The organism is Wolbachia endosymbiont (group A) of Barypeithes pellucidus (assembly GCF_964030885.1).
Classification (GTDB): Bacteria; Pseudomonadota; Alphaproteobacteria; order Rickettsiales; family Anaplasmataceae; genus Wolbachia.
Genome location: NZ_OZ034985.1, coordinates 74,349 through 88,810 on the forward strand (window position 1 = coordinate 74,349; position 14,462 = coordinate 88,810).

A 14,462-nucleotide genomic window follows, 5' to 3' on the forward strand; every position below is an offset into this window, starting at 1 on the left:
ATTAAACCTTAACTTCCGCAATAAGTGCTACAGTTTCTTTTGCCAGTTTAGCTATATTACTACCAGCACCAATAAATAATACTATATCACCTGGACTTGTCGAATCACTAATAAAATGTGAAATGAGTAGAGAATCATTCATGATTTTTACGCTATCAAACCCATTACTGATTAAAGCTTCTTGTATATCATCAATTCCACAACCAGGAATAGGCTTGTCTTCTGGAGGATGAACAGGAGTGAGGATGACATAATCAAACATCATGAAAATTCGTATGAATTCATCAAAAAAATTACGAATGCGAGCAAAACGAAGTGGTTCGATAATTCCTATTACTTTTCCTTTAGTAATCGAACGTGCAGCCGTTAAAGTTGCATATATTTCATTTGGATGATGGGCATAATCCTCAATTAACTTAACACCTTTAATATTGGCAATCAAAGAGAATCTTCTTGCTACTCCTTTGAATTCCAAAAGGCCTTTTTTAATCTCTGCATCGCTAATCCCGAGCTTTATCGCAACTGATATTGCAGCTAGGGCGTTGCTTACTTTGTGAATTCCAATTGCATTTGATAGTACTATGTTTTTTAAAGGTCTGGATTCCAGTGTCACGCACTGGGATGACAGAGGATGATGGGATGACAGAGGGCGATGGGATGACACCTGTTTTTCTGTCATTCCAGTGCTTGACACTGGAATCCAGTTGTTCAACACGTCAAATTCTATGCTGTTAGCATGCTGTTTAATGTTGCTGGCTCTAATGTTACCATTCTCAAACCCAAACGTTATAGAATTACTCGCATCATAATCGATGTCTACAGAATCAGGTAAAACTGCAGAACCTGCATTATTCACGAATTGGGAAAATGCATTTTTGATATTATCAAATGTGCCGTAATAATCTATGTGGTCATTGTTGATACTTGTTATGACAGCAATCTTTGCAGGGATTTTTAGCATAGTTCCATCAGACTCATCAGCCTCGATCAGAAAAGTGTCACTCCCTCCAAGTTTGAAGTTGCTCTTATAGGAATTTAATATCCCTCCTACAGTTACAGTCGCATCAATGCCAGAATGATCAAAAATGGAAGCAATCATAGCCGTTGTTGTTGTCTTTCCGCTTGAACCTGAAACCGCTATTACACACCTATCTTTCATAATTTCAGTAAGTATGTCTGATCTATGCAAAATGGTTTTATTGTTATTTCTCGCTGTTACTAACTCCACATTATCAGATTTTATTGCAGAAGAATGTACAACTATTTGAGCTTGGCTTATATTATTAGCATTGTGACCAATAAAAACCTCTATACCTAGCTTTTGTAACCTATCTACATTGTCGTTTGACTGCGTATCACTGCCTTGAACTTTGTAATTGGAATTGTGAAGAATTTCAGCAATAGCGCTCATTCCAATTCCACCTATACCAATAATATGTATTATTCCTTTTTGAGTTTTGTTAATATTTAGCAGTAGATGTTTACTCATTACTAAATTTATTATAGTATAATTTAAAATCCTCATAGTATCGAACCCTCTTACCGAATACAATGATAAAAAACCTAACCTTTCTATGTCTAACATTTGTTTTGATAAGTAGTTGCAGTTTTAGCAACAGGTTTAATTGCACTGCAGGTCATTACAAAATTGGCAGCAGCTACACAATAAATGGTATAACTTATCACCCAAAAAACTGTAAACATCACGAAGAAATAGGAATAGCATCGTGGTATGGAATAGAAGATCATGGCACGCTTACAGCAAATGGTGAAGTGTTTAACCGCCACTTGATCTCTGCAGCGCATAAGACTTTGCCCCTACCCTGCTTTGTTCTTGTCACTAATTTAGAAAATGGAAGAAAGCTTGTTACAAGGGTTAACGATAGAGGACCATTTATTGAAGGCAGAATAATAGACTTATCAGAAAAAGCAGCTCAAGTCTTAGGACTTCATAAAGTAGGGCTTGCAAAGGTAAAAGTCCAATACCTAAGAAAGATGTCAGAACAATTGATACAAAATACTCCTCATTACAGAAAGCAATATGAAAAAGAAATGCAGAAACGTCACCCAAAACAAGACAGTGCAGAAAGTAAGGGATATGTCGCATTTTTTAAAAGTGCTCAGGCTGCTAAATCAGCTGCATCGAAGCTTCGTAATCAAGGAATGAAAAATGTTAGATTGCTTTTTAAGAACAATCAATATTGTGTGAAAGTGAGTTATAGGTAGTGGTGAGTGCAGAATTTGAAAGATTTGGTTAATGTAAGAAACGCTGGCTAACTATTGTAAGTTAAAAATGTGATATAAAAAAGATATCAACAATTTATAGCTATACCGCCGCGGCGCTAACACGTAGCGGGATACTTAACCGTCATCTACACCGTCATACCGCGATTCATTCGCGGTATCTCTTAGCATAGATTCCGCTAACTATAGTATTTCCCAAAGTAAATGATAAAGGTATAATAAGGTATTTGGGTTATAATGGCGTATAGTGTGGATTTAAGAGAAAAGGCAATATCGATGATAGGAAAAGGGAAGAAGAAGGTTGAGGTGGCAGAGCTTCTGGAGATAGGAATAGCAACTTTGTACCGCTGGTTAAAAAAGAAAGCTGCTGGTGAAAGCCTCAAGCCATCTAAAAACGGCAGCTTTATTCGAAAAATAGACCCAAAAATACTCGAAGAATATGTTACAAAGAATCCAGATCATACTCTGGCAGAGATGAAACAAAATCTTGGATTTGGAATAAATTCAATTTGGTATAGACTAAAACAGCTAAAAATTACTTTAAAAAAAAGTCACACTATATCAAGAGCGCAATCAAGAAGATAGGCAGCAGTTTATTGATAAAATCTCAAAAATAGACCATTCCAGCATCTTATATATAGATGAAGCAGGAGTTGATAATAAATTATACCGAGAATATGGACGTGCTCCAAGAGGAAAGAAAATTTATGCAGATATTCCAGGGAGAACTCGAGAGAGAATCAGTATAGTAGCCGGGTGGATTGGAATGAGATTTATTGCACCAATGACTTTCAAAGGTGGGTGTGACAAAGAGGTATTCAATATATGGTTGGAGAAGATGTTATTACCTAAATTGCCACTTGGCACAACCATAGTTATGGATAATGCTACATTTCATAAGACCACTAAAACAAAATCATTAATAGAGTCTTTTGGCTGTCATGTGCTGTATCTTCCAACATATTCACCAGATTTGAATCCCATAGAACACTGTTGGCATACCATCAAAAGCCGCCTCAGACCTCTAATGTATAAATGTACAGACTTACAACTTTTGGTTGGTAATACCATAATGGAAATTTATCATTCATTTTAGAAAATACTATACCATATGCAATATTACATCAAAGAGGAAAATTGGAAACAAATTTTAGAGTTCATAAAAAGCGTAAAAGGAATGCATAGCAAAGATGAAAAACGTTTAAGAATATTCATAGAGGCAGTGTGGTACATAGTCCGAAGTGGTTGCCAATGGAGACTTTTACCAAAAACTTATGGTAATTACAGGAGTATACATAAGCGATTTAAAAGATGGTGTGAAAGAGATGTCTGGGAAAAATTGCTTGAATATACTAAACAAGAGCCTGATTTAGAAGTTGCTATAATCGACGGTACGATCATCCGAGCCCATCCATGTTCATCTGGATATACAAAAAACTCCAAGGATCAAGAAGCTTTAGGGAGGAGCAAAGGTGGCTTTACAACTAAAATACATGCGCTTGTCGATGCACTTGGAAATCCACTTAAATTTACTCTGACCCCTGGTCAAAGAAATGAGATTACACAAGCAGCAACATTAACTGAAAGTGTCTATAATACCACTGTAGTGGCTGATAAAGGCTATGACAGCAATGCTTTTGTTACGAGTCTTGAAAGCAAGGGATGTACAGCAGTTATTCCTCCGAAGCGTAATCGAAAAGTGCAGAGGGGTTACGATAAACACATTTATAAAGAGCGTCATTTAATTGAGTGTTTTTCGGTAAAATTAAGAACTTTAGGCGTATTTTTTCCAGATTCGATAAAACGGCTGAGGTTTTTATGGGTTTTCTAAATTTTGTCGGGGCTCTTGTATGGCTTCTCTAAAATTTTGTCCACAGAGCCTAGCAGCACCCACATAACAGCCTAATATAAAACCCTGAGATTATGTGCCTTTTTCTACCTTTTACTTTTTTACTCCCATCATAACCTTTGATCCCCCTTTTTCTGTCGTTTTTACAGATTACTATGCAAGCACTTGGCTCCTCGTTTCTTCCCATTTTTGAACTACTATATTTAGTGATATCGTAGTTCATTTTTTCGAGAATTCCTTGCTTTTTCCACCTCCTAAATTGTTCATATACTGCCTTCCATGGCGTGCGGTAAATAGCGCCATTGACATCCTGTACGTAGTACATAAAAAATTGCTGATAATACTTCTCTTTTGCTATGTTTTAGCGGCCTTCCTCCTTTCTTGTATGATACTCTAAAGTGTTTCTCTATTAGCGACCACTCTCTTTCACTAAGATCTGTAGGATACTTTTTTCTCATTTCTAACCCCATTTTTAAAACTCATATACTATACTTTTTTTCGTTTGCGGATAAGCTCTTAGCCGCTAACAAGTAGCGGGATGACGAGCTTATCGTCATCCCGCCGCGAACCGTCATGCTGCCACGAACCGTCATACCGCGATTCATTCCACAACTGTACGAACATTGCAATTTGCAGGCAATTTGCGTGGCAGATGGTGTCATCCCAGTGCCCAGACACTGGGATCCAGCCTTTTCATAATCATCAAAACGTTGTATTTTAACATAAAACGGCTACTTTTATGCTTACCAACTTAATAAAATTCCTGGATCCCAGTGGGCTTTGTTGCATCGCTACTTATGAAAGGCTAACTATAGTTAGGATTATAAGCAACCTATTGAAAATCTTGTTTTTTTGCAATCAATCTGATCAAATTTAAGAATAGTAATTTATTATTTATATTAATAAATTTAATTCTATTGAAAATAGCTAAAGCATTGAAATTCTTGAATTTTAGCCGGATTAGTGAGTGGTAGTGAAATTTCTTTTACTCAAATTTAGGTATTCACTGACCGTTCTTGTTATAAATACCAGAATAATAAGCTACTGATATTCTCTATCTTTTTTATCTTTAATCCATCATAGCTAGCGATGCAACAAAGCCATCCCAGTGTCAAGCACTGGGATGACATCATAGGGGCGCTGGGATGACACCCTCCTGCTAGACAATGTTCGTACAGTTGTAAATTCATTCGCGGTATCTCTAGATCCCGCTAACACGTAGCGGGATGACGGTTGTCGTTTAGCTACAAACGTTAAGAAATTTACCAAGCGAAAAAAAGGCAAAAGAAACCCCGTGTTAGCTAGTTGTCACCCTCTAATCCTGCAAATTGGCGTACTATACTGTCTTAAACGACTTATAAGCGCGTTTCAGCTTATATAGGTAAAAACCTAGAAATATTGTGAAGACATAAGGTGCACATAGTGCAAAAAATTAAAAATAAGACGCCAACCACGTTGTTTTCTTGCTGTTTAATCTGCACAGATGAAGATAACTGAATACCTTCAGTTTCATGATAAAGGGGCTGGCGGAGTTTGTCAAGGAAGTTTTTCGTTTCTATGAGCTACTTGACTCTCGGCTGGGTCGAATTTGTATAGCTACATTGTCGGTAAATCTAAATTGCTTTAGTTATAGAAATAAATTTCGAGTCAGATGTGTATAAATTCTATATAATTTTTATCCTACTACTAATTCAATAAGATGGATCACATAGATATTATAAAATCAAAATTATTATTATCTGAAATAGTAGGTAAAAAAGTCAGGCTAATAAAAAGAGGAGATAGTTTTATTGGGCTCTGTCCATTTCATAACGAAAAAACCCCATCTTTTTCGGTGAGCAATACTAAGGGGTTATACTACTGTTTTGGTTGTTCAGCTAGTGGTGATGCATTTGAATTTATTTCACAAACTGAAGGATTAAGCTTTAAAGAAGCATTGGAAAGATTAGCATCGGTTACAGGTGTTGAACTGCCCAAAAGTCTTAGTATTACAAAAGAGGACAATAAACTATTTTTAGTGCTTGATTTAGCTGCAAATTGGTTTGCACAAAAAAATCAGGGCGTTGTAGATTATTTAAAGCAGCGTAAGATTTCACCTAAAATCATAGATAAATTTAAGATAGGTTATGCACCAAGCTCTGGTTTGAAAGAGTATTTAAACTCTTCAGGTATTGAAGACAGAATTTTGATTGATGTAGGATTAATAAATAAAAATTTTCGTGATTATTTTTATGACCGGCTGATATTTCCTATATACAACATTGCAGGAAGAGTTATTGGTTTTGGCGGACGTGCGCTGAGTTCTGAGCAACAGCCGAAATATTTAAATAGCCCAGAGAGTCAGCTCTTCAAGAAGAGGGAGAATTTATACGGATTAAACTTTGCTTTAAGCGAAATACGTAAAAAACAGCACATATTTGTTGTTGAAGGATATATGGACACTATAGCGCTACATCAAGCGGGAATTAGTAATGCAGTTGCTCCACTTGGTACCGCAATTTCTGCAGAACAGATAAAAAATCTATGGAGATTTGCTAAAGAAATCTCCATCTGTATGGATGGCGATAGTGCTGGACGTCATGCTGCTACCCGAGTTGCAGAACTTGCTCTGTCAATATTAGAGCCTGGATACACGTTAAAATTTGTGACTTTGCCGAGTAATAAAGATCCATACGATATATGTAACGAACTGGAATGCAAGAAAGAAGACGTATTGACTGCTCTTGACCATTCAACAAAACTGCATTCTGAATATTTATGGCATCACATAATCGATAGCAATTTGCAAAATTATGAAAAACTTGCTCCGGAAAAATATTCAATTCTTGAGCACAAGTTCATGGAATATGTAAATACTATTAGCAACAGCAGTATTAGAAGGTATTACAGAGATTATTTTTACAATAAGGCTAGTGAACTAAGAAGTAGCTTCAAAAAACAGATTTTTAATAGTAAAGCTAGAGCAACAAAAGGTGAGTATCTTCATAGCAAATCTCCAGAGCTAATTGAAGCAGAGCAAAATCAGGCCGTAATTTTACGTATAGCCGTAGAATTTCCTGAAATCTTGAACCGTCCTATATTTTTTGAGCAATTTTCTCATTTTGAATTTACTAATGAGATGAAAAGATTACAACAGCGTATAATTGATGTAATAAGTAACAAAAGCAAACTTGGTAAAGAGGCTTTGTTACAAGAATTGAAACAGTTTAACGTTATAAAGTATGTATTTGAAAAAACTAGCATACTAAGTAGCCAACTGAACGAGAGAAAATCTGCAGAAATTGTGTGGAATAATATAGTGTTACTAAAAGAATTAAATGCATTACGAAAAGAAAGAACCGAAGCGAGGCTGAGCGGTAATCTTGACTTAGAAGAAAGGTTGATAGAACAAATAAAGCAAATAGAAAGTAGTATACAAGAAATGCAAATGAAGTTTATTGAAAAGTAGACTGCTACAGTTAATTATTTTTAGATTGTTTGGGAGTGTTAAATAAACTGTGTCAAACCGCATTTTTAGTTCAACTCAATTTTCAATCTGCCAGGAAAGAAAACATCAAGTTGAGAGATAGTTAATGCCCAATCATGTACAGGCATCGTCCACTTTTCCTCTGCCTTCTTTATAGCACAATATACCTGCTTATACAAGGCATTTATGCTGGTAAATGAGCCTTTGGTCTTAGTGAATTTCCTAATTTGCCTATGTAGCCCCTCTATGGGATTGGTGGTGTAGATTATCCTCCTAACTGGACCAGAATACTTAAAATAACCAGACAAGTTTTCCCAATTATTCTGCCAAGATTTTATAACCATAGGGTACTTTGTGCCCCATTTTTCATCCAATTCCAACAGATAATTCTCGGCAATTTCCTTGCTTGAAGCTTGATATACCTTCTTTAAATCGCTCAAAAAACTCTTCGCATCTTTACTGGCCACATACTTCAGTGAGTTGCGTATCTGATGCACTATACACATCTGCACTTCCGCATTAGGAAAGACACTGTTTATAGCTGCAGGAAAGCTTTTTAGCCCATCAACGCAGGCAATAAGGATATCTTCTACTCCTCTTTCTTTGAGGTCATTTAACACTCCCAACCAGAAGTTAGCTCCTTCACTTTCAGCCAAATAAAAACCTAATACTTCTTTTTTGCCATTTTGATCTATGCCTAATATGTTATACATGCATTTACTTACGCAATGCCCGTCCTCTTTGACTTTAAAAAACATGCCATCCATGAAAACTATCGGATATACAGACTGCAGCGGGCGACTACGCCATTCGTTGATTACTGGTAGCAATTTGTCAGTAATACTTGATATCTCTGCCGCCGATATTTTGTGATCATAAATTTCCTCAACATGTGACACTATATCTCTATAGCCCATACCACTGGCAAATGTGCTCAAAATCTTCGTTTCAAGCTCTGGATGTAAGTTTGTTTGCCTTTTTTTGACTATTTGTGGTTCGAAACTTCCTTCTCTATCTCTTGGTGTTAATAGCTCTGCACTTGTACGTAAAGTTTTTGCATTTCTCCCATTTCTTCGATTATTCTCTTCGCTTTTAGCCGACAAGTGGTTTTCTATTTCACCTTCCAGGCTTACCTCCAGCAACTTTTTTATAAACGGTGTTAATGCTCCATCTCTTCCTGTCAACGGTCTTCCTTCTCGTATAGACGACAGGATATTTGTTTCTAATTCTTTATAATCTACCAAACCGGTAGTTCTGTTTACTACTTTCTGACTCATTGTCAAACCTCCATTTTTTTATATCAATTTATTACTTTTTTTTCGGTTTGACACAGTTTATTTAACACTCCCGAAATCCGTACTACAAGTCTGAGTAATAAAAACGAAAAACCCTCACGAACAATTTCTCTTGGTAAAAAGCAAAGCAACTACGCTTCTGCATGTTTTATATTGCTTGGAATATGTGCTGTTGATTCATGTTTAGTAATAGAAGATTATCCAGGGATGAGTGCTTTCTTTGCAGCATTTGCACTGGTTTTTCTTTTAGTAGGATGTTATAGTTTATATAAAGCAAACACGGTACTTAGTGATGTTGAAAGCACTCAGCTTGGTGGTTTAGGACGAAGTTAAGATTTTGATTTCTTCTCCAAACTCTGCTGAAAATTCTTATACATATTAAAAACATCTTGATAATTGAGGTGAGTGTAAACTTGAGTGGTCTCAAGGCTTGAATGGCCAAGCAGTTGTTGTATTGATCTTATGTCAATATCTTCCTGAAGCAAATGAGTAGCAAAACTATGGCGAAATGCATGTGGAGATAAAATTTCTGGTAAATTTAACATTCTCCTTATTTTCTGCAAACGATTGGCGACATAAGTTCTCCCCAATTTTTTTCCTCTTACTCCCAAAAAAAGATATTGTGCTTCATCAAGGTAAGGACAGGCTTTTACATATTCTTGTATACATTTTTTTACTACTGGGAGAATGAATACCTGCCTTTGTTTATCTCCCTTACCTGTTACTATTAAACTTTCATTGTTAATATCACTAACCCTAAGGTTCAACGCTTCACTGATTCTTAAGCCTGTGCCATATAGCAGGACAATAATTGCAATTTCTCTTTTTATCACCCAAGGTTCACCCAGGTCGGATAGTTTCATTTCTTTCAATAAAGTTTTTATATCAGGTATTGATAATGCTTTGGGCAGAGTTCTTCTCTGAATTGGCCTTGACAAGGAAAATACAGCTTCATTGTCTATATTGTGGTTGTTTTTTATGTACTTGAAGAAATTTCTGATTACTGAGAGTGCTCGAGTGTTAGATCTTGCATTCACACCTCTTGCGTAACGAGAGGTAAGCCAACTTCTTAACTCAGGTATACTTAAATTTTTCAGAGTACCAACATTTACTTCTCCACCAATGTGAGTATTTAGGAAATTTATAAGATCCTTCAAGTCCTTCATGTATGACTCTAAAGTGTTTGGTGAATAAGATCTGTTGCACCTCAGCCACTCATGCCATTTTTCAATGATTGAACCGAGGTCCACAATTATTTTTTAAAGAAAGCATCGATGCACGCATCTCGAAAGGCTTCATTTATATCAGGATGAGAGTGACAAATTCTGTATATATCCTCTGCTGCTGCGCCATATGCCATTGCAACCGCTGCTTCGTTTATTAGCGTGTCAGCGTATGCTCCTATGATATGCACACCTAGTATTGTATCTGCTCTGCTACAAGTCAGCACTTTCACGAATCCTTCAGCATCATCAGTGATTTTTGCTCTGCCGTTTGCAGCAAATTGACATTTACCAACTTTGTACTTACGGCCAACACTTTTCAACTCCTCTTCAGTTTTACCGATTGAAGAAACCGCAGGGTGAGTGTAAATGACAGATGGTATAATTTCATAATCAACGTGAGGTGACTGTCCTGCTATTATCTCTGCAACTGCCACTCCTTCTTCTTCTGCCTTATGAGCAAGCATTGCTCCACCGATCACATCACCAATAGCAAATATTCCTTTCACATTAGTTTCATATCTGTTGTTAACTTGAACGAAACCGCGATTATCTTTTTCTATTTTTTCATCAATACTAAGATTCTCAGTGCATGGTTTGCGTCCTGCTGCCACCAATACCTTATCCGCCTCTATAGTGTTTGTTTGATTATCTTTTACAGAGCAAACTTTCACACTCAAAGAGTTGCTACTTTGTTTTATCTCCTCGACTTTAGTGCTAAGTAAAAATTTTATTCCTTGTTTTTGTAGACTAGAAAGTAGAGACTTACTTAATTCTCCATCCATTGCTGTAGCGATTCTATCAAAAAATTCTACTACAGTGACTTCAGACCCTAGCCTGCTCCATACAGAAGACATTTCAAGCCCTATTGCCCCAGCTCCGATTACGACAAGTTTTTTTGGTACTTCAGTTAAAGATAATGCACCAGTAGACGAAATAATGTCTTTCTCATCGATATTAATTCCTGGCAAAGAAATAACGTCAGAACCGGTTGCAATTACTATATTTTTTGTCTTCAGCACCTTACCTTCAGCTAAAACTTCAAGATTACCTTGGTTAAAAGAGGTAATTTTCCCAAGCCCATTGATTTTAGTGATTTTGTGAAGGTTAAACAGATATTCTATACCTTTTCCAAGTTCCTGAACTCTGGCGTCCTTATAGCCTAGCATTTCTTTTAAATCGAAACTTGCATCCTTAATTTTTATGCCAAGCTTCGACAGATCATTTTTCGTGTGAGCATACTGATAGGAAGAATGGAGCAATGCTTTGGAGGGTATGCACCCAACCCGCAGGCACGTACCACCAAAAATGCTATTTTTATCTATACAGGCAACTTTCAATCCAAGTTTTGCAGCAGCGATAGCACACTTATAACCGCCTGGACCACCACCTATAACAATCAGGTCATAATCAATCATAAAGAACAAACCTATTTTCTAAAGAATAAACACCTTTTCTCTCAGTTATTACATATATTTTATCGTGAGTAAACACTGGAGTGTGAAACACATTACCAGGTACTTTGATTACCTTTCCTGCACTTTCAGATCCAGGAAAAGCAAGCATTGAACCTTTATTGCTTGTCACCCACAGTGTATGGGCATGCACAATTGGAGCAAACAATTGCGTATTTTCTATTAAATCAGATGCCCAGACTGTTTCTCCATTTTTTATATCCAGGCCGATTATTTTATTATCTTCAGTTACTATAAAAATTCTTCCGCCTTCTTTTTGTTTCTCTGCAGGAATAAGAGGACTATAATATGATTCAATGTCTGATACACTTTTTACTTGCAGTGACTTTGACCATAAAATATTTCCTGATCTCACGTCAATACCATAAATATAGGAATTGTTTGTAGCTATTAAAGTATCGCCAAGCACTCTCGGTGTAGTAGTTACATCTGTGAGCTGTGTATCCAAAAGGTTTGTAGCCAATTTTTGGCTCCACAATTTTTTACCGTCTTCATTAAAAGCTATTAACTCACCATTTGAAAATGGTGCTATTATTTTATCGTTAGAAATTGTTGGCGATATGGAATACAAACCTCGAACCTCATTGATACCGTTTTGATAAGTCCAAACGGAGCTGCCATCTTTTATATCAAACACGTACAGATAATTATCAATAGTCAATACTACCAATTTATTATTTATTACTGCTGCTTTTCCTCTTACTGGAGCTCTCAATTCTTTTTCCCACTCAATCTTGCCAGTTTTTGCGTCTATTGCGTGTAAAGTGTTATCCACTATAAAGAAAACATTTTTTTCATAATGCGATAGGCTCATGTTACCAATTTTTTTCCTATGTGAGAGGTGTGATTTCCAATTCATAGCCTTTGAGTTATCAATATCAAAGGAATATAAAGCGCCGTGCTTGTCTGATAAAATAACGCTATCTTCTGTAAGCACTGGAGCTACATACCCTTGAGATAGTTTTTTATCCACTAGACTTATTCGCTCGCTTGCCATTGTGTAACTGCTACACAATAACATTATCATGACAATTATTACTTTCATTACTTATTGAAAACAAGACTTAATTAATATACATCTTAAGAACCTTAATTACAACGGAAATGTTCTTGCTGCATGTTAAAAACGTTGATTTATGAACGAAATATTATATTATTATGTGAGATAATGCATACTTGACCTTACCCAGAAAAAGTGGAGAGAAAGTTGGTACGTTTTTATAATAAAAAAATGTTTTTATAGAGAGGTAGAATATGTCAAATGGAAGAGAATATACAGCAGAGTTGAAAGAAGAAGCTGTAAAACTTTTTAAAGAAAGAGGAGAAACAATTTCGAAAGTAGCAAAAGATCTAGGTATAAGCTCTAACGTATTAGGTAAGTGGATAAAAAAATATAACGAAAAGAAGTCAGTAGCAAATGCTTTTCCAGGTAGGGGTAATGTAGCTCCTTACGACAAAGAAAGATTTGATTTAAAGAAAGAGTTAGCAAGAGTAACAAGAGAGAGAGACATTTAAAAAAAAGCCCTGGGCAGTCAAAAAGAGTAAAATATTTTTTTATAAAAGAACATAGCAACTGCTATAAAGTACGGGAATTATGTAGGATTTTGAATGTATCTGCTAGTGGCTACTATAAGTGGGCTGCGAGGGAAATAAGCAATAGAGAATTAGCAAATAAAAGCAGATATTCAAAAAAAGCTTCTAAATGTAGATATGGAGCTCGTAAAATTCATGCTGAATTAAAGGCTTTGGGTAAAAGTTGCAACTTGAAAACAGTGCAAAGTATTATGCAGAAAAATGGTATTCAGGCTATATTGAGAAGAAAATTTAAAATTAAGAAACAACAAACGGACAGTAGAGTCGTAATATTAGACCAAAACTTTATTGTCGATCAACCAAATAAAGTATGGGATTACTTATATAAAAACCAAAGAAGGATGGCTATATTTGGCAACAATAATCGATCTATATTCACGCATGGTAGTTGGCTGGTCAATGAGTAGTTCAATGAATAAACAATTGGTCATGGACTCTGTATTAATGGCCGTTAATAAACGCAAACCTGCCAAAAACCTACTGTTACATAGTGATCAAGGTTCACAATATACTTCATAAGGTTATCAATATCTCTTAGCCATAAAGAATATAGATGAGCCATAAAGGTTGTTGTTACGACAATTCTGTTGTAGAAAAGTTCTCTAAAAAGGGAGTTACCAATAGACACTTCTAAGCACTCTAAACAGTATATTAAAACTGCTATATTTGAATATATAGAAATTTTGGGAGTGTTAAATAAACTGTGTCAAACCGCATTTTTAGTTCGACTCAATTTTCAATCTGCCAGGAAAGAAAACATCAAGTTGAGAGATAGTTAATGCCCAATCATGTACAGGCATCGTCCACTTTTCCTCTGCCTTCTTTATAGCACAATATACCTGCTTATACAAGGCATTTATGCTGGTAAATGAGCCTTTGGTCTTAGTGAATTTCCTAATTTGCCTATGTAGCCCCTCTATGGGATTGGTGGTGTAGATTATCCTCCTAACTGGACCAGAATACTTAAAATAACCAGACAAGTTTTCCCAATTATTCTGCCAAGATTTTATAACCATAGGGTACTTTGTGCCCCATTTTTCATCCAATTCCAACAGATAATTCTCGGCAATTTCCTTGCTTGAAGCTTGATATACCTTCTTTAAATCGCTCAAAAAACTCTTCGCATCTTTACTGGCCACATACTTCAGTGAGTTGCGTATCTGATGCACTATACACATCTGCACTTCCGCATTAGGAAAGACACTGTTTATAGCTGCAGGAAAGCTTTTTAGCCCATCAACGCAGGCAATAAGGATATCTTCTACTTGTATCTTGTCAAAAGCATCTAATGTTTTAAGCTTAAGCATTAGGTGGAGA

The 14,462-nt window shown here is 36.1% G+C and carries 13 protein-coding genes and 4 pseudogenes; 9 read left to right on the forward strand and 8 right to left on the reverse strand.

Translation table 11 applies throughout. The features are described 5' to 3' along the window. Position 1: 1 nt before the first annotated feature. A complete protein-coding gene (gene murC / locus ACQH1X_RS00375; RefSeq protein ID WP_425386240.1) occupies positions 2 to 1,525 on the reverse strand; it encodes a UDP-N-acetylmuramate--L-alanine ligase in 1,524 nt (507 codons plus the stop codon). Between the two features lie 26 nt (positions 1,526 to 1,551). On the opposite strand from murC, the gene ACQH1X_RS00380 reads away from it, so the two are divergent. The 4 genes and pseudogenes from ACQH1X_RS00380 to ACQH1X_RS00395 all read left to right on the forward strand — a co-directional run bounded on the left by ACQH1X_RS00380 (position 1,552) and on the right by ACQH1X_RS00395 (position 4,107). Further along, on the forward strand, positions 1,552 to 2,226 hold the full coding sequence (locus ACQH1X_RS00380) for a septal ring lytic transglycosylase RlpA family protein (RefSeq protein ID WP_425386241.1): 675 nt from the start codon (positions 1,552 to 1,554) through the stop codon (positions 2,224 to 2,226). A 255-nt stretch (positions 2,227 to 2,481) separates the two neighbouring features. Next, positions 2,482 to 2,829 (forward strand): IS630 transposase-related protein, encoded by a 348-nt coding sequence (locus ACQH1X_RS00385; protein WP_425385784.1) that lies wholly within the window; start codon positions 2,482 to 2,484, stop codon positions 2,827 to 2,829. A gap of 28 nt (positions 2,830 to 2,857) precedes the next feature. Beyond that, positions 2,858 to 3,340, forward strand: a complete 483-nt coding sequence (locus ACQH1X_RS00390; RefSeq protein WP_252154099.1) for an IS630 family transposase — start codon at positions 2,858 to 2,860, stop codon at positions 3,338 to 3,340. Positions 3,341 to 3,355: 15 nt separating this feature from the next. After that, positions 3,356 to 4,107, forward strand: a pseudogene (locus ACQH1X_RS00395) (IS5 family transposase). Here ACQH1X_RS00395 and ACQH1X_RS00400 read toward each other — a convergent pair. Together ACQH1X_RS00400 and ACQH1X_RS00405 are read right to left on the reverse strand one after the other, a co-directional pair. Continuing rightward, positions 4,073 to 4,551 (reverse strand): annotated as a pseudogene (locus tag ACQH1X_RS00400) (transposase); the annotation flags it as partial. The pseudogenes ACQH1X_RS00395 and ACQH1X_RS00400 sit on opposite strands and share 35 nt — an antisense overlap. Before the next feature lie 561 nt (positions 4,552 to 5,112). After that, a complete protein-coding gene (locus tag ACQH1X_RS00405) occupies positions 5,113 to 5,283 on the reverse strand; it encodes a hypothetical protein (protein ID WP_425386242.1) in 171 nt (56 codons plus the stop codon). 509 nt (positions 5,284 to 5,792) lie between these two features. Here ACQH1X_RS00405 and dnaG point away from each other — a divergent pair. Further along, on the forward strand, positions 5,793 to 7,541 hold the full coding sequence (gene dnaG, locus ACQH1X_RS00410; RefSeq protein ID WP_425386243.1) for a DNA primase: 1,749 nt from the start codon (positions 5,793 to 5,795) through the stop codon (positions 7,539 to 7,541). 65 nt (positions 7,542 to 7,606) lie between these two features. Here the strand turns inward: dnaG and ACQH1X_RS00415 are convergent, their stop codons facing one another. Further along, complete coding sequence (locus ACQH1X_RS00415) at positions 7,607 to 8,836, reverse strand: IS256-like element ISWpi15 family transposase (protein ID WP_425386153.1); 1,230 nt, start codon at positions 8,834 to 8,836, stop codon at positions 7,607 to 7,609. Between the two features lie 171 nt (positions 8,837 to 9,007). Between ACQH1X_RS00415 and ACQH1X_RS00420 the strand changes: the two genes are divergently transcribed. After that, positions 9,008 to 9,187, forward strand: coding sequence for a hypothetical protein (locus ACQH1X_RS00420; protein ID WP_425386244.1), 180 nt, complete (start codon positions 9,008 to 9,010; stop codon positions 9,185 to 9,187). Here ACQH1X_RS00420 and ACQH1X_RS00425 read toward each other — a convergent pair. The 3 genes from ACQH1X_RS00425 to ACQH1X_RS00435 are packed head-to-tail and all read right to left on the reverse strand — an operon-like array spanning position 9,184 to position 12,597. Further along, on the reverse strand, positions 9,184 to 10,104 hold the full coding sequence (locus ACQH1X_RS00425; RefSeq protein WP_425386245.1) for a tyrosine recombinase XerC: 921 nt from the start codon (positions 10,102 to 10,104) through the stop codon (positions 9,184 to 9,186). The two genes, ACQH1X_RS00420 and ACQH1X_RS00425, sit on opposite strands and share 4 nt — an antisense overlap. A 2-nt stretch (positions 10,105 to 10,106) precedes the next feature. After that, positions 10,107 to 11,495: a dihydrolipoyl dehydrogenase gene (gene lpdA / locus ACQH1X_RS00430; protein WP_425386246.1), complete on the reverse strand. Its 1,389-nt coding sequence runs from the start codon at positions 11,493 to 11,495 to the stop codon at positions 10,107 to 10,109. After that, positions 11,488 to 12,597: a PQQ-binding-like beta-propeller repeat protein gene (locus tag ACQH1X_RS00435; protein WP_425386247.1), complete on the reverse strand. Its 1,110-nt coding sequence runs from the start codon at positions 12,595 to 12,597 to the stop codon at positions 11,488 to 11,490. The genes lpdA and ACQH1X_RS00435 overlap by 8 nt, the downstream gene beginning before the upstream one ends. Before the next feature lie 209 nt (positions 12,598 to 12,806). Here ACQH1X_RS00435 and ACQH1X_RS00440 point away from each other — a divergent pair, with 209 nt between their 5' ends. The 3 genes and pseudogenes from ACQH1X_RS00440 to ACQH1X_RS00450 form a co-directional block, all read left to right on the forward strand. Then, a complete protein-coding gene (locus ACQH1X_RS00440; protein WP_265026123.1) occupies positions 12,807 to 13,067 on the forward strand; it encodes a transposase in 261 nt (86 codons plus the stop codon). Between the two features lie 230 nt (positions 13,068 to 13,297). Further along, on the forward strand, positions 13,298 to 13,552 hold the full coding sequence (locus tag ACQH1X_RS00445; RefSeq protein ID WP_425386627.1) for a hypothetical protein: 255 nt from the start codon (positions 13,298 to 13,300) through the stop codon (positions 13,550 to 13,552). After that, positions 13,461 to 13,661, forward strand: a pseudogene (locus tag ACQH1X_RS00450) (transposase); the annotation flags it as partial. The gene ACQH1X_RS00445 and the pseudogene ACQH1X_RS00450, both read left to right, overlap by 92 nt. Positions 13,662 to 13,864: 203 nt before the next feature. Here ACQH1X_RS00450 and ACQH1X_RS00455 read toward each other — a convergent pair. Beyond that, a pseudogene (locus ACQH1X_RS00455) lies at positions 13,865 to 14,410 on the reverse strand (IS256-like element ISWpi15 family transposase); the annotation flags it as partial. Positions 14,411 to 14,462: the final 52 nt, after the last annotated feature.